Annotated in this window: 19 protein-coding genes and 5 pseudogenes; 7 read left to right on the top strand and 17 right to left on the bottom strand. The window is 57.6% G+C overall.

Annotation, left to right across the window (positions count from 1 at the left end; all coding sequences use genetic code 11):
- Window positions 1-111 precede the first annotated feature (111 nt).
- Window positions 112-2,235 carry a TonB-dependent receptor gene (locus AC3ITA_RS14960; protein ID WP_095942116.1) on the top strand — a complete coding sequence of 708 codons (2,124 nt, stop codon included), beginning with the start codon at window positions 112-114 and terminating at the stop codon, window positions 2,233-2,235.
- Window positions 2,236-2,306: 71 nt separating this feature from the next.
- Here the strand turns inward: AC3ITA_RS14960 and AC3ITA_RS14955 are convergent, their stop codons facing one another.
- The 5 genes from AC3ITA_RS14955 to AC3ITA_RS14935 all read right to left on the bottom strand — a co-directional run bounded on the left by AC3ITA_RS14955 (window position 2,307) and on the right by AC3ITA_RS14935 (window position 6,287).
- Complete coding sequence (locus tag AC3ITA_RS14955; protein WP_095942228.1) at window positions 2,307-2,768, bottom strand: thiol-disulfide oxidoreductase DCC family protein; 462 nt, start codon at window positions 2,766-2,768, stop codon at window positions 2,307-2,309.
- 50 nt (window positions 2,769-2,818) lie between these two features.
- The gene (locus tag AC3ITA_RS14950; RefSeq protein WP_095942117.1) at window positions 2,819-3,025 is read right to left on the bottom strand and encodes a co-regulatory protein PtrA N-terminal domain-containing protein; all 207 of its coding nucleotides are present in this window, start codon (window positions 3,023-3,025) and stop codon (window positions 2,819-2,821) included.
- An 82-nt stretch (window positions 3,026-3,107) separates the two neighbouring features.
- A complete protein-coding gene (locus AC3ITA_RS14945) occupies window positions 3,108-3,761 on the bottom strand; it encodes a hypothetical protein (RefSeq protein WP_095942118.1) in 654 nt (217 codons plus the stop codon).
- A 276-nt stretch (window positions 3,762-4,037) separates the two neighbouring features.
- Complete coding sequence (locus AC3ITA_RS14940; protein WP_095942119.1) at window positions 4,038-4,316, bottom strand: DUF2790 domain-containing protein; 279 nt, start codon at window positions 4,314-4,316, stop codon at window positions 4,038-4,040.
- A 534-nt stretch (window positions 4,317-4,850) separates the two neighbouring features.
- Window positions 4,851-6,287, bottom strand: coding sequence for an IS1182 family transposase (locus tag AC3ITA_RS14935; protein WP_489277636.1), 1,437 nt, complete (start codon window positions 6,285-6,287; stop codon window positions 4,851-4,853).
- A gap of 223 nt (window positions 6,288-6,510) precedes the next feature.
- Between AC3ITA_RS14935 and AC3ITA_RS14930 the strand changes: the two genes are divergently transcribed.
- On the top strand, window positions 6,511-7,227 hold the full coding sequence (locus tag AC3ITA_RS14930; protein ID WP_489277634.1) for a class I SAM-dependent methyltransferase: 717 nt from the start codon (window positions 6,511-6,513) through the stop codon (window positions 7,225-7,227).
- Window positions 7,228-7,345: 118 nt separating this feature from the next.
- Here the strand turns inward: AC3ITA_RS14930 and AC3ITA_RS14925 are convergent.
- From AC3ITA_RS14925 to AC3ITA_RS14885, 9 genes and pseudogenes are all read right to left on the bottom strand, one after another.
- Window positions 7,346-7,855 (bottom strand): annotated as a pseudogene (locus tag AC3ITA_RS14925) (NAD-dependent epimerase/dehydratase family protein); the annotation flags it as partial.
- 107 nt (window positions 7,856-7,962) lie between these two features.
- Complete coding sequence (locus tag AC3ITA_RS14920) at window positions 7,963-8,340, bottom strand: c-type cytochrome (RefSeq protein ID WP_095942121.1); 378 nt, start codon at window positions 8,338-8,340, stop codon at window positions 7,963-7,965.
- Between the two features lie 129 nt (window positions 8,341-8,469).
- Window positions 8,470-8,619 (bottom strand): annotated as a pseudogene (locus AC3ITA_RS14915) (cysteine hydrolase); the annotation flags it as partial.
- A 1-nt stretch (window position 8,620) separates the two neighbouring features.
- Window positions 8,621-8,863, bottom strand: a pseudogene (locus tag AC3ITA_RS14910) (DUF6632 domain-containing protein); the annotation flags it as partial.
- A gap of 48 nt (window positions 8,864-8,911) precedes the next feature.
- Entirely contained in the window at window positions 8,912-9,445 is a 534-nt protein-coding gene (locus AC3ITA_RS14905) for a P-loop NTPase family protein (protein ID WP_489277632.1), read from the bottom strand.
- A gap of 259 nt (window positions 9,446-9,704) precedes the next feature.
- Window positions 9,705-10,055 (bottom strand): BON domain-containing protein, encoded by a 351-nt coding sequence (locus AC3ITA_RS14900; RefSeq protein WP_095942124.1) that lies wholly within the window; start codon window positions 10,053-10,055, stop codon window positions 9,705-9,707.
- A 256-nt stretch (window positions 10,056-10,311) separates the two neighbouring features.
- A pseudogene (locus tag AC3ITA_RS14895) lies at window positions 10,312-11,286 on the bottom strand (methyl-accepting chemotaxis protein); the annotation flags it as partial.
- 282 nt (window positions 11,287-11,568) lie between these two features.
- Window positions 11,569-11,877 (bottom strand): annotated as a pseudogene (locus tag AC3ITA_RS14890) (PAS domain-containing protein); the annotation flags it as partial.
- Between the two features lie 334 nt (window positions 11,878-12,211).
- Window positions 12,212-13,549: an MFS transporter gene (locus AC3ITA_RS14885; protein WP_095942126.1), complete on the bottom strand. Its 1,338-nt coding sequence runs from the start codon at window positions 13,547-13,549 to the stop codon at window positions 12,212-12,214.
- Between the two features lie 229 nt (window positions 13,550-13,778).
- On the opposite strand from AC3ITA_RS14885, the gene AC3ITA_RS14880 reads away from it, so the two are divergent.
- Together AC3ITA_RS14880 and AC3ITA_RS14875 are read left to right on the top strand one after the other, a co-directional pair.
- Window positions 13,779-14,345, top strand: coding sequence for a nucleotidyltransferase family protein (locus AC3ITA_RS14880; protein ID WP_489277630.1), 567 nt, complete (start codon window positions 13,779-13,781; stop codon window positions 14,343-14,345).
- 57 nt (window positions 14,346-14,402) lie between these two features.
- Entirely contained in the window at window positions 14,403-14,564 is a 162-nt protein-coding gene (locus tag AC3ITA_RS14875) for a DUF2986 domain-containing protein (RefSeq protein ID WP_150672514.1), read from the top strand.
- A 108-nt stretch (window positions 14,565-14,672) separates the two neighbouring features.
- On the opposite strand, the gene AC3ITA_RS14870 is transcribed toward AC3ITA_RS14875, so the two are convergent.
- A complete protein-coding gene (locus tag AC3ITA_RS14870) occupies window positions 14,673-15,995 on the bottom strand; it encodes a DUF1329 domain-containing protein (RefSeq protein ID WP_095942128.1) in 1,323 nt (440 codons plus the stop codon).
- A gap of 292 nt (window positions 15,996-16,287) precedes the next feature.
- On the opposite strand from AC3ITA_RS14870, the gene AC3ITA_RS14865 reads away from it, so the two are divergent.
- Both AC3ITA_RS14865 and AC3ITA_RS14860 read left to right on the top strand, forming a co-directional pair.
- On the top strand, window positions 16,288-16,533 hold the full coding sequence (locus AC3ITA_RS14865) for a hypothetical protein (RefSeq protein ID WP_489277628.1): 246 nt from the start codon (window positions 16,288-16,290) through the stop codon (window positions 16,531-16,533).
- Between the two features lie 190 nt (window positions 16,534-16,723).
- A complete protein-coding gene (locus tag AC3ITA_RS14860) occupies window positions 16,724-19,630 on the top strand; it encodes an EAL domain-containing protein (protein WP_150672512.1) in 2,907 nt (968 codons plus the stop codon).
- Here the strand turns inward: AC3ITA_RS14860 and AC3ITA_RS14855 are convergent.
- Complete coding sequence (locus tag AC3ITA_RS14855; protein WP_095942131.1) at window positions 19,561-20,820, bottom strand: MFS transporter; 1,260 nt, start codon at window positions 20,818-20,820, stop codon at window positions 19,561-19,563. The two genes, AC3ITA_RS14860 and AC3ITA_RS14855, sit on opposite strands and share 70 nt — an antisense overlap.
- 134 nt (window positions 20,821-20,954) lie before the next feature.
- Between AC3ITA_RS14855 and AC3ITA_RS14850 the strand changes: the two genes are divergently transcribed.
- A complete protein-coding gene (locus AC3ITA_RS14850) occupies window positions 20,955-21,413 on the top strand; it encodes a winged helix-turn-helix transcriptional regulator (protein ID WP_150672510.1) in 459 nt (152 codons plus the stop codon).
- Between the two features lie 20 nt (window positions 21,414-21,433).
- Here the strand turns inward: AC3ITA_RS14850 and AC3ITA_RS14845 are convergent, their stop codons facing one another.
- A complete protein-coding gene (locus AC3ITA_RS14845) occupies window positions 21,434-21,892 on the bottom strand; it encodes a metallophosphoesterase family protein (protein WP_095942230.1) in 459 nt (152 codons plus the stop codon).
- Between the last annotated feature and the right edge of the window lie 21 nt (window positions 21,893-21,913).

Below are 21,913 nucleotides of genomic sequence, written 5' to 3'. Positions count from 1 at the left end.
GCACCCTCGACCAAATGGAACAATCGTTCTTATTTACGCATAGGAATGATTTTTATTTACTTACAAAAGATAATCGTTATTATTCGCGCGATAATTCATACAAAGGTGTCCATGGTGGCTCGATCGCGCATTTACCCAGCCTCTCTGTCTTTGCTGGGTGTTCTGGTTGTACCTGATCTACAGGCAGAAACGGAGTCTGCTCTAACCCTACCGGCAACCGCTGTGAACAGTGAGTACAACGAGCTGAGTTACATGCCGACCGAGAGCAGGAGCGCACTGAAGATCGATGCTCCGCTACGTGATATCCCGCAAACCGTCAACGTGGTTCCCCAGAGCGTCATCAAGGATCAGGGGGCACGGTCGATGGAGGACGTGCTGAAGAATGTCCCTGGTATCGGACTGTCCAATGGTGACGGACAGCGCGACCAGGTCACCATCCGTGGATTCAGTGCCATTGGCGACATGTATGTCGACGGCATTCGTGACGATGCGCTGTATTTCCGGGATCTTTCCAATGTCGAGCGGGTGGAAGTGATCAAGGGGCCGGCTGCGGTGCTCTATGGCCGCGGCTCTTCGGGGGGCCTGATCAACAGCATCAGCAAGGCACCCAACTTCGCACCCAGGCAGGAGGTCGGCGTCAGTGTCGACAGCGAGGGCGAAAAACGCACTCAGTTCGATGCCGGTTGGGCCGATCAGCAGCACGGCGATAAGGCCTTTCGTGTGACAGGCGCACTGGAGAACAGTGACACCTACCGGGATGACGGCTACACCGACCGCAAGGCCATCGCGCCTTCGGCCTACTTCAAGCTTTCGGATGATCTGGAACTGAACCTGGGCGCTACCTATCTGTATGACAAGCGTCTGATCGACTTCGGCATCCCGGCATTCGGCGACCGTCCGGTCGATGTGGACCGCGACAAGCGCTTCGGTGCCGCCGACCCGGATGATGACTACACCCGCAGCGAAGTGTTCTCGTTCACGGCGGGTGTCGATTACCGCATCAATGACGACTTCACCCTGAGCAATACCAGCCGCTACTACCACTACGACCTGGATCGCAACAACACACTGGCTGACTCCAGCCCGACACGTTTCGTCACTGCGCCCAATGGTGAGCTGCTGGTGAAACTGAACCGCGGCAACGTACAGCGCAAGGAAGACGGCTGGTTCAACCAGACCGAGCTCAAGCAGCGCGCCGTGCTCGCCGGGATGAATCATAACCTGCTCTATGGTGTGGAACTGGGGCGCCAGGTAAAGGATCAGTCCGTATTCAACCAATCCAATGTGGCCAGGGTGCCGGTGTACCGCGATGGCCTGGTCGACGTGCCGTTCCAGGCCAATCGGCAAACCGCCAAGGGCACCAACACCCAGGACACCGCCGGCTTTTACGTGCAGGACATGATCGAACTGGCACCACAGTGGAAGGCTCTGTTGGGTGTGCGTTATGACGTATTCAACCAGGAGTACGCCGATGACCTGACGCACAGCGAACTGTCCCGCACCGATACGACCTGGAGCCCGCGAGTCGGCCTGGTCTACCAGCCTGATCAAGTGCAGTCCTATTACGTGTCGGTGAGCCGTTCCTATCAACCCTCCGCCGAGATGTTCGCCCTGAGTACGACGAACCAGGACCTTGAACCAGAGGAGACCACCAACTTCGAGATCGGCGGCAAGTGGGACCTGCTCGATAATCGCCTGGCGTTGACGGCGGCGCTGTTCCGCCTGGAACGCACCAATATGAAAACCAGCGATCCGGCGAACCCGACCAAGCTGGTGCTTGCGGGTGAGCAACGCACCGATGGCCTTGAGCTGACCGCCAGCGGTCAGTTGAGTGACAAATGGCAGGTCTATGCCGGTTACGCCTTTCTGGATGCCGAGATCACCAAGTCCAACAGCTTTACCAATGGTGTCGCCAACGAAGGCCAGGTACCCACCTTGACGCCGCGCCACAGCGCCAACCTGTGGCTGGTGCGTTCGCTGACCCAAACCTGGCGTGTGGGCATGGGGGCCAACTATGTCGATGATCGCTATACCGCGCTGGACAACAATGTGGTCATGCCGGCTTACACAACCGTGGATGCCGCGCTGCTGTACAACGAGCCGAAATGGGACATGGCCCTGCGGCTGCGCAACGTTTTCGACAAGGACTATTACGCTTCGGCGCATGGTTCAGTGGATCTGATCACACCCGGTGCTCCACGGACGCTGGAGCTGAGCACCAACTATCGCTTCTGAGTGCAGACCTGAAGTACAGGCGCCCGGCATTGTCGGGCGTTTGTTTGGGGGGATTGCCCCTGAAGGGATAGTCAGTTTCTCAGGGGGGGCGCTTTCAAAAAACGCTGTTCATGATCAGGGTCCGGCAACAGGCAGGAGTCGTATTTCCCGAAGAGCCGATAACGATTAAGCGCAATGCGGTCGTATGCCCAATCTCGAAGCTTGCGAGGGACGATGCGCAACAGGTTCACAGGGCGCCAGAGTGCGGGAAGCAGGGCGATGATTTCGAAAAAAGCTTGCGAACGCTCCCAGTAGCGTCGATCGCGGATCACCAGCATGGTGTGGAATTGATCCACGGGCAAACCTGCCCACGCAAGCAAAGCCTGCCCCTCGGGTGACTGAACCGTCGCCAACCGCAAGCGCCGCTGGCGGTCATGGCGAATCAAGAACCTCACCCAGCCATTGCATAGCTTGCAGACACCGTCGAACAAGACCACGGTCTCTCCTGGCTTGAGCAGTGGCGCGGGGGAGGGGAGGATTTGCGAGGCGTCCATTTGAGCCTTGAGGCCGCACATTTCAGTTAGCCGAGGGGACGCTACACAGGTCAGCCTTTGACGCGGTCGGTTGCCTTGGCCTTGCTTTCAGCGACAGCGCCTTCAGTCTTCTGTTTCTGCGCGACCTGGTAGGTTTCCATCGAGACTTTCCGGGCCGCTTCCATGCGTGCGAAGGTCTTGTCACCGCCGCCTGTGGCCATGGCCAGAGAAGAAGCGGTCAGAGCGGCAATAACGAAGAGAGTTTTCATGGATTTCATTTGGGTATCCTCAGATGAGATGTTGATAACAGCTAAAACGTGATTCATTTACTGACGCTGAACGTCCTTGTTCAACCTGGCTTCACCATCCAGCCAGGGCAGCGTTTCCTGGTGACCAGGTGCCTTGTTCCATGCGCGCTTGAGCGTCTCTGCTTTTTGCCCAGGCAGTGAGCAGTACCATCGCCCCGAATCCACCGACGATGAGCACCGGATAGGCGGCCAGCAACTCCACCAGCGAGTACTTCCAGGCCAGCGGACGACCCACACCGAGCATGGCGGCATAGAACCACGACACGGCCGAGAGGGCGCCGGAGAACAGCGCCAGCATGCGCAGGCTGAAGGAAAGTTTGAGCAACGAACCGGCTTTTTTCAGCGCCGGCAATACAGCGCTATGCAACAGGAAACCGTTAAAGGTCAACAGCACAACGATGCCGATTTTGGCTTGCAATTTTGGATTGAGGAAATACTCCATCCCTTTGCCGGCATAATCGATCCCGACAATGCCAATGCCCGTAATCCAAAGCGCTACAAGTGCAAGTGATACGGTTTTTTGAAGGCTTTCCATGTGCGCGTCATCGTGGTGACCTGACGCATCCCCCTTCAGGAGTTGCTTGACCATTGCAATGTCACTGGTCAAAACCAGTCCGATTGCCACACAGCAGGCGATAAGATGAAAATATACAACGCCCAAACGCACATATTCCACGGTGGACGAAGAGAACATACTAAGTTCCATGGTTGCCTCTTGATTGTAATGGTGAATCAATTGACTCTCAGCACGGCTTGATTGGAGTTTGCCGCTGCTGATTTCAATTAATATCCAGCAATTACTATTAATTAATCTTGCGACATGACGCCGCCAAGATAACGGTGAGTTTCTCGAATGAACTTTTAGTCATTCGATGATGTCCATTTTCAGGTAACAAAAAACATCATCCGCACTGAGTGCATATGAGGTTTAACTTCCGCTTCTGGGGGGCAGACGAGGCCCGGAACGCTATCGACGAGTTGATCAGACAATGCTGGCGGGGTTGGCCGGGCTTGCGCCCCATTCGAGGAAACGAATCTTGTGAACCTCGCCCTCGCTGTCTTCGTAGACCAGGGTCACCGGCACTATGCCGGTCTTGTCGGATGTATCGGTGCGCTGCAGTACCTGCTTCACATCGATGTCCATTCCGTAGTGGTAATCGACGGCCGAAACATGCGCGCCGGGCTCTTGCAGGCCGTTCTGGTCGAAGACGCTTGGTGCGAGACTGGAAATCACGGCACTGACAATTGTGGCCATGCTCATTAGGCTGTACCTCTGCTGAAGTTCGCTTGACGGGGACCTAATGTGACACGTCGAGAAGGTGAAGTTCACTTTACCGCGACGAACGCGCCCGCCTGAAAAGCCTGTAGTGGCTGCAAACTCCCGGCAATTCCCCGCGCTTGACGCCTCTCGACCATTCGTCCTTTAAACCCCGTATTTGTTGGTCAAAGTCCATTTTTTGAGGGAGGTCATGACATGTCATGATGGATTTTCACGCAAGGTGAATCCGTGTTTCAACTCAGTCGGCTGAGTCCTCGCGATGCGAACGCCTGCTATCTTGCCACGGGAGAAATGTCGGATATTGGACGGATACTGCCCTTTGGCGAGAGGCAGAAAACGACCCAGGCTGTGTGAAAACGCGCTAAATACGTCGGAAACTGAGAGTCGCGAGGGTTGCCTTTGGAATCAGCCGGCGGAAGCGCGAATTACCTTAGTCAGCTACATAGATGTTCGTAATGCCGTTTGTGCCGCGTCAGCGGCCCAAACGGCCACTAACGGGCGAGCAAACGGTTGGATTCACGCCCTGATCGCCTCAAGCAGTCCTGCGATGCCGAAGATGCTCATCATTCGCTTGAGGTTGTAGGCGAGCACATGAAGACTCATCTCAGTGCTCACCCTCGGCAGGGTCTTGGTCAGGAAGTGGGTACTTCCCATCCAGTACTTGAGCGTTCCAAACGGATGTTCAACGGTCTGTCGCCGAACCCTCATCATCGCCGGATCATGTTCTAGCCGAGCCTGCATCGCGTCGACTACAGCTTCATGTTCCCAGCGTTTCACACGGCGTTCCTTGCCCGTAGTGCACTGCTTGTGCATTGCGCAGGACTGGCAGCCCGAGAAGTAATAACAATGCAATAACATGCCGTCTTCCATCGACGAATGCCGCCTGGTCAGTAACTGCCCCGCAGGGCATCGATACTCGTCCGATGCAGCAACGTAGATGAAGTCCTGCTTACCAAATCGGCCTTCGGCTTTGCTGCCAGATGTCAGGGGTTTCGGTACGAAGGTGGTGATGTCCGCCTGTTCGCAGGCAAGGATTTCCAGCCCTTTGTAATAGCCTCGGTCGGCGACCACCGTCAGCGACTCAGCGCCGATCTCTTCACGCGCCTGGTTCGCCATATTGCTGAGTTGACCACGATCATTACCAACGTTGGTCACCTCATGGGCAATGATCAAATGGTGCTTGTCGTCGACGGCTGTTTGTACGTTGTAGCCAACCGTTCCGGTGCCTCGTCCGCTCGTGGCCATTGAGCGTGCATCTGGATCGGTAAGGGAGATCTGCTGGTCTGGGCTTTCGTGAAGCTGCGCCTCGATGTCCTTGAGTTTTTGCATCTGCTTTTTCAGCGTTTCTATCTTTTCTTTCAGCCGTTCTGCTTTGGCCTCGGCCACTTCGGGCGTTGCCCGATCCGCCGAATCCATTGCCGCCAGATATCGATCGATGCTCTGCTCGATCTGCTGCATGCGTGCCTTCACTTTTCCCTGAGTGAAGTTACGGTCGCGGTTGTTCACAGCTTTGAATTTGCTGCCGTCGATGGCGATGATCGACTGGGAGAAGAGATTGAGGTTGCGGCAAAGCACTACGAATTGTCGGCAGACGCTGCGAATGGCTTTGCCGTTGTCTTTGCGAAAGTCGGCGATGGTTTTGAAATCTGGAGCCAGTCGACCCGTCAGCCACATCAACTCGACGTTGCGCTCGGCCTCACGCTCCAGCCGGCGGCTGGACTGAATCCGATTGAGATAGCCGTAGATATAGATCTTCAGCAAGATCGCTGGATGGTAGGCCGGACGCCCCGTTGCAGCAGGATCGACGCCCTCAAAACCAAGTGCACCCAGGTCGAGTTCATCAACGAAAACGTCGACCACTCGCACTGGATTTTCTTCGGCAACGTAATCGTCCAGGCACTCCGGCAGCAACGTGACTTGCGTCCGAGCCTCACCTTCAATGAAACGCTTCATGATCGTCCCCGCCACGATCTAGACGATCAGAAGATTAGACAATCGCAGGCGTTTTCACACAGCCTGGACCCAAAGTTGACTGTCGACAAACAGCTGAATCCGCTCAAGCAAACAGCAATTTTTTGCTCCATGCATTCCTTGCAGGAATACGCCACATAAAATTAATGAATTTTTATTATTGCTGTGTCTGGCGTAGCTTGATTTCAGGACATGGAGAACCGCCTTGAAATCATCCCCTCTAAACTCAGCTGAAAAATTTGATACCTCACGAGCCAATGAGTACGGACGACAGAGCCGTATTGCACTAGCTGGATATGACGCCTGCCAAGACTTGGCTGCGTGCATGTTGGCGGCAAGCCTGGGCAATACAAGTTCGGCAAAAATACTTGTAGTTGGCGCTGGCGGTACGGCGCAGGAAATTGTTGCTATGGCCAAGCTTGAGCCGGGTTGGCGCTTCACGGCGGTTGATCCATCCGAGCCGATGTTGGAGGCTGCGAAGCAGCAATTAGAGGCAAACAAACTGCTTGAAAGAACGACCATGCATCCTGGGCAAGTTGAAGACCTGGCAGCAGACGAGTCATACGACGCAGCGACCTTGATGGGTGTACTCCATCATCTCGATGGAGATGAAACCAAGCGACAAATTTTACGATCCATTCGAGCTCATCTAAAACCGGGTGCGCCGCTGATTGTCGCGGGGAATCAATACGCATATGCCAGCCAGCCGTTACTGCTTGCGGCTTGGGGGCAGCGGTGGCGGCAGCATGGAGCCAGCGCGGATGAAGTGAAGGTCAAGCTTGGGAAAATCCTTCAAGGTGCTGACCCTCCACATTCCGAGGCGGCGGTTCAAAAACTCTTGCATGACGCCGGATTTGGAGACGCTACCCGTTTCTTCAGCAGCCTTTTCTGGGGGGCTTGGTTGACGTGCAAAGTGGTCTGAACTTGGCTTCGAATGACTGCTTCTGGCCGATTCTGTTGAAAACAGTCGCTCTGCCCAAACTGCCTGATCATTGACTGGTTAAAACGTTTTTTTTTGCACGCTGCTACGAGAAATCCGAGATTGCCGAGGGCAACACTGCGACCATCGGCAGGTCACAGGCCTGGGCGGTTTCCCAGGCCGCGCGTTCAGAGAGGATTTTCGAGCGGTAGTACGGGTTGTCCTGGTCGTTGTTCCAGCTGCTTTCATCCAGGTGCTGGCCGTTGTGTCCCACCGCTGCCACGGAGCTCACATAGACCACGCGCCGGACCCCGGCCTCTGCCGCGGCCCGTAGTACATTGCGCGTGCCTTGTACGTTGACGTCGACGATCTCGGCCTGCGGGTTCCTCGCCCAGTGCTTGAACACTGCCGCTACTTGATACAGCACGTCCACCCCTTGCAGGGCTTGGCGCAGGGAGTCAGGGTCCTGCAGTTCGGCGCGTACCACCTGGCAGTCGAGCCCGTTCAGGGCTGCGCTTCGCTGCGGGTCACGGACCCCGGCGCGCACCTGTTGCTCCCGGGCGAGCAGTGCCCGGATCAGGGTGTTGCCCAGATGCCCATTGGCACCGGTGACCAGCGATAACGTATTCATGGATTGCCTTATCCGCTGACGGCGGAACCTGAAATGGACAAGGCAGGGTAGGGGTTGCCCCAAGGGGCAGAGTCAAGCGCTGGCGTCAGGACCAGGCACTTTGAAGATCATCGTTTTTGTGAAATCACACCACTCATGTATTGATTCAAATCGCGCAGATCCTTAACGCTCCATGAGTGCGGCGATAGCTTTACTCCATTCTCACGCAAGGTTCTTGGAATCAAGTCGCCATTTGGGCGAAGTATTATCGAAGAGACAATCACGCCCGGATAATCATTCAATCGCTTTTTGAAAGCGGACGTTGTCAGATCAGGCGTAGGCGGATTGCTTTTTTTGGCCAGTGGTCCTGTTGCCTTGAGACCTGTTCCGTGGCACATGCTGCATCGCTGTAGATAGAGATTTTTTCCATTGGCATTATCCGCGAAGGCCAGTGAAGTTTGAGTCAGCGATAAAATTCCTAGCGAAGCGATGAATAGTATTTTCATTGTTTTTATCTTCCTTGATGGGCTCAGCGTCGATCGGACGCGATCTGGTGCGCGGGAAAGATATCAGCCGTCGCGTCGGCCCCCAAGCGGTCTGATCGACCCTTGGCTTGGGTCGATCAGGGGAGTGTCCTAAAAACTCCATTCCTTAGCCTGGACGACTCGGCAGAATGGCCCCGCCAAAGTTGCATTGTGGTGGGCAGTGATGGCCTCTGCTTTAAGCGTTGGAGTATCAGAGCAGGTATGCCCATCGGCGATGAGTACAGCATCGAAGCCCAAATCGCCCCATTTGCCCCGGCTGGGTGACCGTCTGGACGGCCATGATTGCTCCGTGTATGGCGCTGGGCCACACGATGAACCAGATCAGGCTCAGATTGGCTAATGGATCACGTGCGGCCAGGATCAAGAACACGCCAAGTGTGGCGTAGATGCCAACGATCATCATCGGGTAGTCCGAGTGACCGACGTGCCAGGCCCAGCCGGACGGCCAGAACAACATAAGAGGGTAGAGAGCAAGGCACGCGAGCCGGTGCCTCTATAGAATCTTAGGTGTCGAGTGCCGCTGTCCACCTATTCAAGACAGGTTTGAGGGCATTGGGGGCAAGTTATAAAGAAATACGGCAATCTGCCGGCGATGCCGCAAGTGCACCGTAGGAATCTGAAGGCCCAAGGCCAGACGCACCGCCTCGATACCTGGGCGGTAGCCTCGATCGAAATTCCATACGAAGCTCAGAAAGGTAAAGAACGCTCGGTCGAGCTTCTCTTTACAACCTGCTGCAAGGTCGGACCGAGGGCGATTCAATATGCCGCGCATGATCACCCGGGTGAAACAGGTGAGTCGCGGTGTATCGAGCCAGATGATCAGGTCGGCACGGGGCAGGCGAAGATCGAAGGTACGCCGGGCATAATTGCCTTCGCAAATCCAGGCAGTCGGTGCGATCGCTTCGCTGACCCGTGCGTGGAACTGCTCGGCGTCGGGCTCGACCCAGTCGGGCTCCCAGAACAGTGTGTCCAAGTGCACTACGGGCAGGCCAAGGCGCTTACCGAGGGCGCGGGCGAGGGTAGATTTGCCGCTACCAGCATTGCCCAGAATTACAATCCGTTGCATGGTCGGACTTCCTGTCGCGAAAATAGCCGGCAATTGTGCAGGTTTCGAGGGCATTAGTTAAAGGCTAAAGATATCAATCTCGGACGCATACGTTTTGCTGCGCAAACCATGGTCGACTTTCTCAACAGAATCGGCCATAGGCAGCCAGTCGCAAATGTCCACGAAACCATGGGCGATTAACTCTGGGGTACACAGGCATTCAGCTTCCCTCCGCCCTCGGTTCCCGACCGGGGGCGCGGCGCCTACAAAGTTGCCATTATCATTTGTCGTCCTTCCTTGTCGACGATTGTGGTCGGCGGTCAGTGCTCTCTTCGGCATTGGGCGCTTCTGGAAAACTCCCTGGCGTGAACACATGGGTCTGCAGGTCGCTGGCATCGACGTCGGCGACACCATGAACCGAACGGGCCAGACCAATGGCCTGTTCACACTGTCTATGAGTGTTGACGCGACCGCTTAACTCCACTTTGCCCGCATGGGTTTTGACATTGATATGCAGGCTAAGGGTCGGATCGGAAAATGCCAGGGCCGACTTCACCTTGGCGGTAATCCATGCATCGTGAACGGCCATTTCCAGACCATGAGAGTAATGCTGGAAGGAGTGAATTTTCATGGCTGAACCCTCTCTCGCGTAATCAGACGTACTGTCCATCCCATTTGCTGTGCTGCCCAGTGCCTGTCAGGTGAACGCTATGGATACCTGGTTGGTTTTGGAGCGCTCGCCATGCAAACATTGACAGACATTAATTATAGTACGGCCGTTGCCTGCGGTCAGAGCGCTGTCCCCGTGAACGTTCGCCTTTGCGCCAGGCGCAACACCTACAAAGGGCCTGTTGCCCGAATGCAATAGGGTCAACAGGCGCCAATGGCTATCGGCTGAAACGTTCGGCCAGGCTGTGCAGGTAATCGGCCATGACTTCCAGATCCTGGCTGATGGCGGCACCTTGCTTGGCCTGCCCGGCACTGTGATCGCACAGTTGGGCAATGCGGGTGATCTGTTGATTGATGTCTTCAGCCACGTGACTTTGTTCTTCAGACGCCGAGGCCATCTGCTGGCTCATGCCGGTTATCCGGGTGACGGCCTGGCTGATGCCGACCAACGCCGACTGCACCGCCTCGACACTTTGCATGCTTTCGCGGGAAATCTGCTCGCCACGATTGGCCGTAGATACAGCGCGATCGGCACCGACATACAGTGAAGCGATGATGCCGTGGATCTGTTCGGTGGAGGTGCGGGTGCGTTGTGCAAGGGAACGCACCTCGTCGGCAACCACGGCAAAACCGCGTCCTTGCTCGCCGGCCCGGGCCGCCTCGATGGCGGCATTGAGCGCCAGCAGGTTGGTCTGTTCGGCAATGGAGGTGATGACGTCCACGACACTGCCGATCGATTGCGTTTCGCTCGCCAATGCATTGACCGCCTGGCCAATCTCGTTGACTGCCTCGTGCATGGTTTTCATGGCGCTCAGGCTTTGCCGGGCCAGTTCACTGCCGTCACGGGTCAACTGGTCAGCCTCCGAGGCGGCATGTGCGGTGCTGATGACGTTTTGCGTGACCTCCTGAATGGTGGCGGCCATCTGTGAAATGGCGGCGGCAGACTGATCGGTTTCACTGCGCTGGCGATCCAGCGACTGCGCCTGGGAACCTGAAAGCTCGGATGACTGCGCCGCTTTGGCCTTGACGTTGACCCCGGCATCGACGAGCCGGCTCAGGGCTGTCTGCAGGCGCGCTTCCTCACTGACCATGGCCATGTCCAGTTGCCCCTGGGGGCCGTGATTATCGCTATAGGTGAGTGCGACCAACGGATCGGAAAAGGCTTTCGGATGCTCGGCCAGGGTGCGCTCGATGGCCCTGCGATTTCGGGACTCGATCAGGTACCAGGCAACACCAAGGCTCGCGACCAGGAGCCCTTGTGCCGCTGTTTGAGGTAGCCACTGACTCCCCAGCAGTGAAACCCCGCCAGCCATCAATATTGGCCAGCTCTGTTGCAGTGGCCGGAAAATCCGTGCGTTCAGCGAAACGATCGGCTTGCCGGCCCGCATCCTTGAATAGAGCGCTGATGCCCGGCGGACCTGGTCGCGGCTGGGCACCGAGCGGACCGACTCGTAACCACTCATGCGTCCGTTTTCATAGATGGGCGTGACGTAGGCACTGACCCAATAGAAGTCACCATTTTTCGAGCGGTTTTTAACAATCCCCATCCAGGGTTTGCCTTGCTTGATGGTGTGCCACATATGCACGAATACCCCGGGTGGCATGTCGGGGTGTCGAACCAGGTTGTGGGTCTGACCAACCAGTTCGTCGTAGGTGAAACCGCTGATGGCAACAAAGGCGTCATTGCAGTAAGTGATTCGGCTATCCAGATCGGTCGTGGAGATCAATCGCTGTTCGGTGGAGAAAACTCTTTCATGCTCGGTTACGGGTAAATTCACACGCATACACTGCGACCCCTCGAATTATTATTTTGCTGAGCATATAAATCGCAAAGGCGCCCAGTTGTAGCGCCAACTGGGCCTGGCATCAAATCGCGGGATTCAACGCGTGGGCCCGAAGAGGAATTTATGGACGGGGGAGGCGGTGGACCCTTCATTCGACGACAATTTCTTTTCATTTCATGACAAGTCGGCGATATCAAAGTGGAATCATGACTGTAGCCAGCTTTGAGTCGCGCTGCGCATGATCACCGGGTCCAGCAGACGAGTGGCTGTGTATCGAGCTATATGATGAGGCCGGCCCGAGGTCGAAGGTTCGCCGGACCGGCTCGTTCGTGTTTCAGGCGGATGCGCCTACGCCTTCGGCTTTCTCCTGCGACGCAACGTCATGCAGGGAAATCCTTGAAGTCTCCGGTAATGCCAACCCGCCCGCCAATGCGAGCAATGCAATCGCGATCAGATAGAACGCCGGCGACAGGTTGCTGCCGGTGGTGCTGATCAGCCACGTCGCTACCAGCGGCGCGGTGCCGCCGAACAGGGTGTACGCCATGTTGTAGGTAATCGCCGAGGCGGTGTACCGAGTACGGGTAGGGAAGGTTTCCGAGAGCAAGGCCGCGGTGACCACGCCACACAACACCGCGCCAATCGCCAGGAGCATGACGCCGACGATGGACGCGGCGAACGAACCGGAGCTGGCCATCAGGAACGATGGATACACGACCACGATCAACAGCGCGCAAGCGGTCATTACCGTGATCCGACGTCCGACCCGGTCCGAATACAGCCCGGCCAGCGGGCAGATCGCCGCGGCGAACAGCAATGCAATCAGTGACACCAGCAAGGCTGTGGCGCGACTCAGGCCACCGGCGACTTGCAGGTAGGTCGCGAAGTAGGTGGTGAACATATAAAACGAGAGTGCCGTGAGTGACACAAAAGCGCCCAGGCAACAGATCGCCGCACCATGGTTGCGCAAAGTTTCCTTGAGAGGAGAGTGTGCGACAGCGTGTTCCTGAGTCACCGCCTGGAATGCCGGTGTCTCATCGAGCTTCCAGCGCAGGTAAAGCCCCACCAGGCCCAGGGGCGCGGCAATCAGGAACGGCAGGCGCCAACCCCAGCTCCCCATTGCTTCGGCCGACAATGAGGCCTCGAGCGCGTAGGCCACCACGGCGGCCGCGGCGAAGGCGGAAAATGTCGACACCGGAATGAAGCTGCCATACCAGGCGCGTTTATCACTCGGTGCATGCTCCATCAGGTAGGCACAGGCACCTGCGTATTCCCCCCCGGCGGAAAAGCCCTGGGCGCAACGGATCAGGGACAGAAGAATCGGCGCCATGACCCCGATCGCCGCATACGTGGGCAGCAGACCGATCAAGGTCGTGGCACCGGCCATCAGCAGGATGGTCATCGCGAGGGTGCGCTTGCGGCCGATCCGGTCGCCCAGCATGCCGAAGAAAATCCCGCCAAGGGGCCGAAACGCAAAGGCCACGGCGAACACCGCAAAGGTCTTGAGCAGCGCGGCACTGGCATCGCCGCTGGGGAAGAATTGTTGGGCGATGGTCGTGGCCAAAAAGCCGTAGACGGCAAAGTCGAACCACTCGACGAAATTGCCGATCCCGGCGGCCACAATCACTCTTCTCAGCGTTTGTGGGCTGACTTGTTCCATAGTTGCGCTCGTCATGCTTGACCTCGACAGTTCGTCAGTAAGCTATCGATTATCGGGGCTGGCCCTGAGGTGGCTCACTTCAAAAGTGTCATCCACATAGTCAGTACCGACTTCATGCCGTTGAGTCAGGCAGGATTCGCGCCAGATTGGCCGAGGGAGAGAAAAGGGCAATTTTTTTAGTAAATTTGAAAAGCGTTGAGGGTATTGTCGGTCGCAGGGATCAGATCAATCAGAAGGGATGAAGATGACATTGACTGCCGAAAGCCTGCTCAGGATCGCAATGGCCAATCCGGTAAACGCAGAAATTTCCGCTCGCTTGCCTGAGCTCGGTTTGAACCAGTGCATGCTCACGGCCGGTTGCCTGTTCCAGGCCGTCTGGAATCATCAGGCACAGCGCCCGCCGGAGTGGGGCGTGAAGGATTACGACGTCTTTTACTTCGATGATGACCTGTCGTGGGAAGCCGAGAATGAGGTCATCCAATCAGGTCAGCGTCTGTTCCGCGACCTCGACGTGAACATTGAGTTCAAGAATCAGGCTCGCGTCCACCTATGGTACGGCCAGCGCTTTGGCGGGGATTATCCAAGGCTACAGTCGGCAAAAGACGGGATTGACCGCTACCTGATTGCCGGTACCTGCATAGGCCTGGATATCGAAACTGGCGAGGTCTATGCACCCAACGGCCTGGCCGACACAGAGCACGGGCTACTTCGAATCAACCCAAGGAATCCGAAGCCGGAGCTGTTCGATCAGAAGGCGAAAAGTTATCAGGCTCGTTGGCCCTGGCTCAGGATCGTGGAACACCAACGTTGAATCGGGCCAGTAAATTTAGCTGGTATCATTCAAAAATTACTGGCTGAGTAGAACAACATGAACCGTCAAAAGAAACTGAAGCAGCTGTTCAAGGCTAAGGCCAAAAAGGCCAGTGCCAAACTGGCACCGAAAAGCAAACCTAAATACATTTGTAAAGCCGACCGATTGAAGCTGGCGACTGAATCCAGTCATGACCCAGTCATTTGCGCTGAGAGCTGATCTTTGTAGCTCGCGCACCACTCGAAAACTCAAGCCCCTGGTTCTTTAGAACCCGGGGCTTTGTCTTGTATCGGTCATGCATCATCGATGCGTTGCATCACGGCAGACCTAGCGGATACCGGCACCCGCCATGGACTCCGGCACCCACTGCGCCGTCGATAGCGGCTCGATGTAGCGGATGCCGCCATGCGGGCCCACCACGCCGTTGATGTTGTAGGTGCCTTTGGACAGGTCGTAAGTCATGAAAGGGGTGGCGTCCGGGACCTGCTGGTCGTAGCTCTGGCTGAAGAACGCGAAGGAGCCACGGTACAGCTGGCCACGGGTGTCGTACTGATCGGAGGCCACCGCGGCCCAAGTGTCTTCATCCAGGTAAAAGCGCCGCTTCTGGTAGATGTGCTTCGCCCCGGGCTTGAGGTTGCCCTCCACGACGTAGACCCGGTGCTTTTCCCAGCGTACGAAGTCCGGGGCAACGAAGTTGGGCGTGGTCAGCGACTTGGCGGCGCGGGCGTAGGTGAGTTTGTACGTGTTGTAGGGCACGATCATTTCCTGCTTGCCCACCAGTGTCCAGTCATACAGTTCCAGCGCACGGGCAGTACCGGGGTTGGGGGTGTCGTAGGCCAGGATCGAGATCTGTTTGACGCGGCGCTGGGCAGGCATGTACTGCCAGGCGCGGCCAGGGAACTGCGTCGGGTTGGTGGCGTTCTTGAGCATGATCGACTCGCCGGCTCGGCGCGCAGGTCCGGTATAGGACAGTTTTAACTGATAGTAGATGTCGGAGCTGTTGAACGGCTTCGACAGGTTCTCGTAGATCGGGAAGGAGATGAATGCTTCGCCGGTGACCGCCAGGCTCGGTACGCCCGCCGTGTCGACGCTCCAGGAGTCGTACTTGGAATGGATGTTCACGCCCTGGTAGCGCAGCAGGAAATTCCACATCGCTTCGGCGCCGGACTGCGGGATCGGGAAAGGCACCCCGGGCATCACATTGTCGATCGCGATCCCGCCGTTGAGGGACCTGGCATTGGTGGCATTTTTGCGGCTGTTGTCCAGTATCGCCTGTGGCAGCGATGCCGTGCGGTGGGTCGGGTAGACGTCGATGCGAAAGTCGGGGTAGCGCTTGGCTAATGCCACCGTGGTGGCGGTCAGCATGCTTTTGTACGCGTCGACGTTCCTGCCGTTGATCACCAGCAACGGTTTTTCGCCCGCAAAGGGGTCCGGCCGCATGCTGTCGCCGGTCTTGAAGCTGGAGGGGGCCGTGGTCAGGCCGCCGTTGTAGGGCGGAATGGAACCATCGGCATTACCGGCCTTTTCGGCTCCCACCCACGTCAGGCTGGTGCCCAGCCGGGTGGCTTCCTGGTTCGATACATAGGCTTGGGCATCGATGGCCAGCGCCATGAGGGGGACAGCAGCCAGAAGACTTTTCACGAATTTCATATTGTTATTCTCCTGCCTGGCGTACCAGGCAACTCGTGACTCAGGCACAGCGTCGCTTACGTCGACTCATCGCCAGAGACCTTTTCAGTTCTGCCATTAGATAGCCCCCGTATCAGGGGCGCTTTTCATTTGACGACAGCCCCTTGGCTATTGATGACAGACCTGAGTTGCCTCGGCGCGCACCCGATGGGGAGAGCGACCATCACTTGTTTGTATTTCTCAAAGGAATCATCGGGTTACTGAATGGTCATAGCCATGACCCTTCCATACTTCCGACGTTTAGGACGTTCTTATGAATCGCGCAGCAATCTTGATCGTGGCCATTTCCAGCGCCGTCTTGTTGGGAGGCTGCGGCCCGCATTGGGATGACGGAGAACGGTACGGCCGATATCACGATCATGACCATCGACGTGGTTACGATCAGAGAGGGGACGATGACCGAGGTTATGACCGTGACTATGATCGTCGTGGCTATGATCGTAGTGACTATGATCGCGACCACCGTCGCTACCGTGATCGCGATGACAACGACGACTGATACGTTAGCTTCGAGTGATAGACGCCAGGTCTGGACAACACAGCGAATAATTTGCAGCCCGTCTCATACCTGGCACTAAAGTGAACAAAATTATTGAAAAAAACCGCCATAAGCTTTAAACGGAAAGCCAAATGGCACATTGCAAGCAATCAGCCAGTGAGTTTCAGCAGTTTTGGCTCAGGGAGCGCTGATGAGTTTTCGTACACTAACCGGCTCCCCGCGGCAATCGAGCAATGACGCAGTTGCCGCATTTCACTCCCCAGGGAAGCCGGATACTGTCGGCAGGGTTTGCGCCGGCAACGACGACAGGATCGGACAACTGCTGGACTCGGCGCGCAACTGGGCCCATACCACCGCTTGGGCGTTTTACCGCGCCGGTGAACAGTTGCATCGGGTTGGCCAGGGAGACCCACGGGTACATTGGCCTTCAAGCGTTGCGAATGATGAGTTTGAAGCCTTTTGCCTGGCTTCGAACCTGCACCGCTGGCCCACCGGCAGGGGCGAAAGTGAGCTGGGTTGGCTGCTCGCGCCAGCCGCCGATGCTGCGGAACCGGCGCTTGCTGAACTTGCCCAGCGCCTGGGCATTGAGCTACAGACCAATACCCTGGCCCGTGCGCAGATCACTCAGCGTGTGCTGTATGAAATCACCTATCTGGCCAGCTCGACCCGTGACCGGTCAGAGTTTCTGGTGGGGGCTCACCGGCTGCTGGCCAGTCTGATCGACGCCGAGAACTTCTATCTCGCGTTGTATAACCCGCACACTGGCAAGATCGACTACCCGTATTACGTCGACATCATCGACGTTGATGCCCTGGAATCCGAAAACTACGAATACCTTGATCCTTCGCGCCTGTCGCTGACGGGCCAGGTGTTGACCTCCGGCCAGCCGTTGCTGATCGATGCCGCCGGTATTCTCGCGGCCCAGGCCGAGGACCGTTTCCACTGCGTGGGTGATCGTCCCGAGTACTGGATGGGCGCGCCGTTGAAAAATGCCTCGGACGAGGTGTTTGGCATGCTGGCGATGCAGGTCTACGACGTGTCTCGCATCTACAGCGCTGAAGACCGCGCGCTGTTCCTGGTGGTCGCCCGCCACGTGGCCATGGCGCTGGACCGGATTCTGCACCGGGAGGACCTGGAAGAAACGGTGTTGCGTCGCACCCTGGAGCTTTCGGCAGTCAACGACGCATTGCGCCAGGAGGTCGCAGACCGGGAGCGCGCCGAACATCTGCAAAGCGCGCTGTTCCAGATTGCCGAACTGTCGAGCCAGCCGGGTGACATGACCGAGTTGTTCCAGACCCTGCATGGCATCGTCGGTGATCTGCTGTTCGCGCAGAACTTCTACATTGCGCTCTTTGACGTCTCGACCGGCGAAGTGACGTTTCCCTATTACGTGGATGAACGGCAGACGACCTGCCCGGCGGCACGCCGAGGGCGCCGGGGCTTGACCGAGTACGTCATCCGTCAGCGCCGCCCTTGCCTGATTGACGTCGGCGAAGCTGAGCGATTGTCCGCGCAGGGTGAAATCGAAATTGCCCAGGAGTCCGTGCGTTCCTTCTCCTGGCTGGGCATACCCTTGTTCGAAGACGACGCGGTACGTGGTGTGCTGGCGGTGCAGAGCTATACCTCGCAGGTGCGCTATACCCTGCGTGACCAGGAACTGCTGACATTCGTGTCACGGCACATAGACACCGCGTTATCGCGACGCACGGCCGCCGAAGCGATCCATGTCGCCAACCTCAAGCTCGAAGCCCGGGTGCAGAGCCGCACCCGCGAACTCGATCATGCCAATGCCAAGTTGCAGCACGAAAACTCCCACGATGCGCTGACCGGGCTGCCCAATCGCACCTATCTGCAGCAGCGCCTCAACCTGGCCTGGTCACGGTTCGGCAGAGAAGGCGGGCACCTGGCGGTGATGTTCATCGACCTCGACCGTTTCAAGATGGTCAACGACAGCCTCGGCCACCATTTTGGCGATCTGCTGTTGATGCAGGCCGCCCACCGTTTGCGCGGTTGCCTGCGCGGCACCGACATGCTGGCGCGCCTGGGAGGCGACGAGTTTTCGGTGCTGGCTCCCGAGGCGTCGCTGGAGGTGGTGATAGAAATCGCCGAACGGATCCTGGTGGCATTCGATCTGCCGTTCTTCATCAATGGCCATGAAGTTTTTTCGTCCTGCAGTATCGGTATCGTCAGCGCCGACAGTCAGTTTCATCACGAACCCGCCGACTTGCTGCGCGATGCCGATGCGGCGATGTACCGGGTCAAGAGTGCCGGACGCGACAGCTACGCGGTGTTCAACCAGGAAGTGCGCCGTGAAGTCTCGGACCAGGTCGAGCGAGAAGGGGCCTTGCGCAATGCACTCAAACGCACCGACGAACTGCTGCCGTATTTCCAGCCGATCGTCAGCGTCGAAACCGGCGAACTGTTGGCCCTTGAAGCGCTGATCCGCTGGCACCAGCCGGGCGGCCGGGTGATCGCACCGGGCGAGTTCCTGCCGGATGTCGAGGGTTTGCGCCTGATCGGTCGACTGGACCTGTACATGCTCACCAGCATTGCCACGATCCTCGCACAGCCCGAACACGCCGACTGGCCGCCGGTGCACGTCAATTGCTCGAGCTACAGCATGACGCGTCCGGATTTTGCCGCCGAGGTGCTGGCACTGTTGGCGCAGCACCGGGTCTCGCCATCGCGAATCTGCCTGGAGCTGACCGAAGGGGCACTGGTAGCCGAACCGGCGATTGCCCGCCAGACCATGCAGCAACTGGCCGATAACGGCATGACGGTGGTGCTCGATGACTTCGGCGCAGGGTTTTCATCCTTGAGCTATGTGCATCAGTACCGTTTCAGCGGCTTGAAAATCGACAAGTCATTCATCTTCGAACTGACTACCAGCCCCCGCAGTCGCGCGATCGTCCGGGCCATAGTACGGATGGCCGAATCGCTGGACCTGAGTGTGGTGGCCGAAGGCGTCGAGGATCAAGCGACGCTGGAGTTGCTGCGTGAAATAGGGGCAGGGCAGGCCCAAGGTTATCATTTTGCCAAGCCGATGGCCTTGAAGGCACTGTTGGCCAGTTCACTGCTCGGTCCCCGGGGTTGCTGACAAAACCACAGCACGAAGGCCGCTGCACTGATCAAGGCACCCAACAGGCTGACGGCAACCCAGCCCCATAACGCATACACCTGGGTCGCGGCGGCGGCACCCAGTGCGCTGCCCGCCGAGTAAAAGCACATGTAGGCGCCGACCATGCGACTTTGGGCGTCGGGTCGCGCCGCAAAAATCAGGCTCTGGTTGGTGACGTGTACGGCTTGCACCGCGAAGTCGAGCAAGACCACTCCGCCAACCAGCGCGATCAGTGACGACGGTGCAAAGGCGATAGGCAGCCAGGACAGCGTCAGGATCGCCAGCGAAATGCCGGTGACCCGTTGCCCCAGCCCCTGGTCGGCCCAGCGTCCGGATCTTCTGGCAGCAAGCGCGCCGGCGATGCCAGCCAGGCCGAACAGGCCGATGACCGTGTGTGAAAGCGACAGCGGTGGGGCGCTCAACGGCAGCACCATGGATGTCCACAGCACGGAAAAAGCGGCAAAGATCAGCAAGGCCAGCAGCCCTCTGGTTCGCAACACCGGCTCGGTCATGAACAACGTGAAGACCGAGCGGATGAGTGCAGGGTAGGTGTATCGACTGCATGGCGTCACTGCGGGAGGCAAGACTTTCCAGAACACCGCCGCGAGGGTCAGCATCAATCCCGAAGAAACGAAATACACGGCGCGCCAGCCCGCCAGATCGGCGATCAGCCCGGAGGTGAACCGCGCCAGAAGAATGCCCAGGACAATGCCGCTGGTGACGGTCCCCACGGCCTGGCCACGTTGTGACGGCGTTGCCAGCGCGGCGGTGCAGGCCACCAGCACTTGAACCATCACGGCCAGCAAACCCACAGCAATCATGGCGCCCAACAGGGTCAGCCATTGCTGCGCGGCACCGACTCCCGCCAGCGCAATCGCAGACAGCAGCATTTGCGTCAGAATCAGCCCTTTACGGTTCAACAAGTCGCCCAGAGGGACGATGAACAGCAAACCCAGCGCGTAACCGGCTTGAGTCGCCGTCACCACAAACCCGATCATGGATGGGGCAACATCCAGGCTCCGGGCCATTGAGTCGAGCAAGGGTTGGGCGAAGTAGACGTTGGCGACGGCGAGCGCGCAGGTGACCGAAAACAGAAACGTGAGCTGCGCAGAAAGCCCCGAAGCCTGCGCGACGAAAGGATGGGTGGCTGAATCGGTATCTGCTTTCACGTGAGCCTCCGTGGCGCTAAACTGGTTTCAATTAGCAACTTGATTCATTGTTATCGAATCAGGTTTCATATTGCAACCACGTTGCTCAAGGCCAGGTGACAGACCTGGCAGTCCTTATCCGAAAGGTAAACACGATGGTCGTAGACCCTTCCTCGCAAAACAGCGAATGCCCGGTGGCACGAACACTGGAAGCCATTGGGGATCGTTGGTCGCTCATGATCATTCGCGACGCATTCGACGGCATTCGCCGATTCAGCGAATTTCAGAAAAGCCTGGGGGTGGCCAAGAACATTCTGGCATCACGCCTGAAGACGCTGGTTGAGGTCGGTGTGTTCGACGTTCAACCTGCGTCGGATGGAAGTGCCTACAAGGAATACGTCCTTACAGAGAAAGGACGGGAGATCTTTCCTGTGGTGGTCAGTATGAGGCAGTGGGGAGAACGGTTTCAGTTCACGCGGGAAGAGACGCGTTCGGTGTTGCTGGACAATGCGTACGGCCAGTCCCTGATGCCGATGGAAGTTCGCTCCGCGAGCGGCCAAAAACTTGGACCGTCCGACTGCCACAGAGTGAGGGTGGTTGCCGACGAGTCGTGAATCGAACGGTTGAAGGCGAATCAGTCGAGCAGCGACACCAGCCGCGGTTCGATTGACTGGGCAACCACTTCCAGCACCGCCAGAGTGACAGGCAATTTGAAACGTCGGCGCCCGGCGCTGCCTGGATTCAGGAACAGCCGTTCACCGCGCCAGTCGATGCAGGGTTTGTGCGAGTGACCGGTGATCACCAGCTTGATCCCGTCATCAAGATTGAGCGCCACGTCGGCGATGTCATGCACCAGCAGAACCGCCCAGCCATTGAGCTCCAGGCGCAGACAATCGGGTAACTCCCGGGCCCAGGTGGCGTCCAGGTCATTGTTGCCACGCACCGCATCCACCGGCGCGATTGCGGCCAATTGTTCGAGGATCATCGCGCTGCCGATGTCGCCCGCGTGAAGGATGCGATCACAGCCTTGCAGGGCGGCAATGGCCTCGGGGCGGAGCAAGCCGTGAGTGTCGGAAATGACGCCGATTTTCATCGCGGGCGGCTCGAGCGGCAT

Source organism: Pseudomonas sp. GL_090 (assembly GCF_057837765.1).
This window is presented reverse-complemented; position numbering and strand designations above follow the sequence as displayed.

Excerpts from the sequence above, each read along its gene's own strand:
- AC3ITA_RS14960 (WP_095942116.1), top strand. The coding sequence starts at position 112 with ATGGTGGCTCGATCGCGCATTTACCCAGCCTCTCTGTCTTTGCTGGGT.
- AC3ITA_RS14955 (WP_095942228.1), bottom strand. The coding sequence starts at position 2,768 with ATGGACGCCTCGCAAATCCTCCCCTCCCCCGCGCCACTGCTCAAGCCA.
- AC3ITA_RS14950 (WP_095942117.1), bottom strand. The coding sequence starts at position 3,025 with ATGAAATCCATGAAAACTCTCTTCGTTATTGCCGCTCTGACCGCTTCT.
- AC3ITA_RS14945 (WP_095942118.1), bottom strand. The coding sequence starts at position 3,761 with ATGGAACTTAGTATGTTCTCTTCGTCCACCGTGGAATATGTGCGTTTG.
- AC3ITA_RS14940 (WP_095942119.1), bottom strand. The coding sequence starts at position 4,316 with ATGAGCATGGCCACAATTGTCAGTGCCGTGATTTCCAGTCTCGCACCA.
- AC3ITA_RS14935 (WP_489277636.1), bottom strand. The coding sequence starts at position 6,287 with ATGAAGCGTTTCATTGAAGGTGAGGCTCGGACGCAAGTCACGTTGCTG.
- AC3ITA_RS14920 (WP_095942121.1), bottom strand. The coding sequence starts at position 8,340 with ATGAAAATACTATTCATCGCTTCGCTAGGAATTTTATCGCTGACTCAA.
- AC3ITA_RS14905 (WP_489277632.1), bottom strand. The coding sequence starts at position 9,445 with ATGCAACGGATTGTAATTCTGGGCAATGCTGGTAGCGGCAAATCTACC.
- AC3ITA_RS14900 (WP_095942124.1), bottom strand. The coding sequence starts at position 10,055 with ATGAAAATTCACTCCTTCCAGCATTACTCTCATGGTCTGGAAATGGCC.
- AC3ITA_RS14885 (WP_095942126.1), bottom strand. The coding sequence starts at position 13,549 with ATGACGAGCGCAACTATGGAACAAGTCAGCCCACAAACGCTGAGAAGA.
- AC3ITA_RS14880 (WP_489277630.1), top strand. The coding sequence starts at position 13,779 with ATGACATTGACTGCCGAAAGCCTGCTCAGGATCGCAATGGCCAATCCG.
- AC3ITA_RS14875 (WP_150672514.1), top strand. The coding sequence starts at position 14,403 with ATGAACCGTCAAAAGAAACTGAAGCAGCTGTTCAAGGCTAAGGCCAAA.
- AC3ITA_RS14870 (WP_095942128.1), bottom strand. The coding sequence starts at position 15,995 with ATGAAATTCGTGAAAAGTCTTCTGGCTGCTGTCCCCCTCATGGCGCTG.
- AC3ITA_RS14865 (WP_489277628.1), top strand. The coding sequence starts at position 16,288 with ATGAATCGCGCAGCAATCTTGATCGTGGCCATTTCCAGCGCCGTCTTG.
- AC3ITA_RS14860 (WP_150672512.1), top strand. The coding sequence starts at position 16,724 with ATGAGTTTTCGTACACTAACCGGCTCCCCGCGGCAATCGAGCAATGAC.
- AC3ITA_RS14850 (WP_150672510.1), top strand. The coding sequence starts at position 20,955 with ATGGTCGTAGACCCTTCCTCGCAAAACAGCGAATGCCCGGTGGCACGA.
- AC3ITA_RS14845 (WP_095942230.1), bottom strand. The coding sequence starts at position 21,892 with ATGAAAATCGGCGTCATTTCCGACACTCACGGCTTGCTCCGCCCCGAG.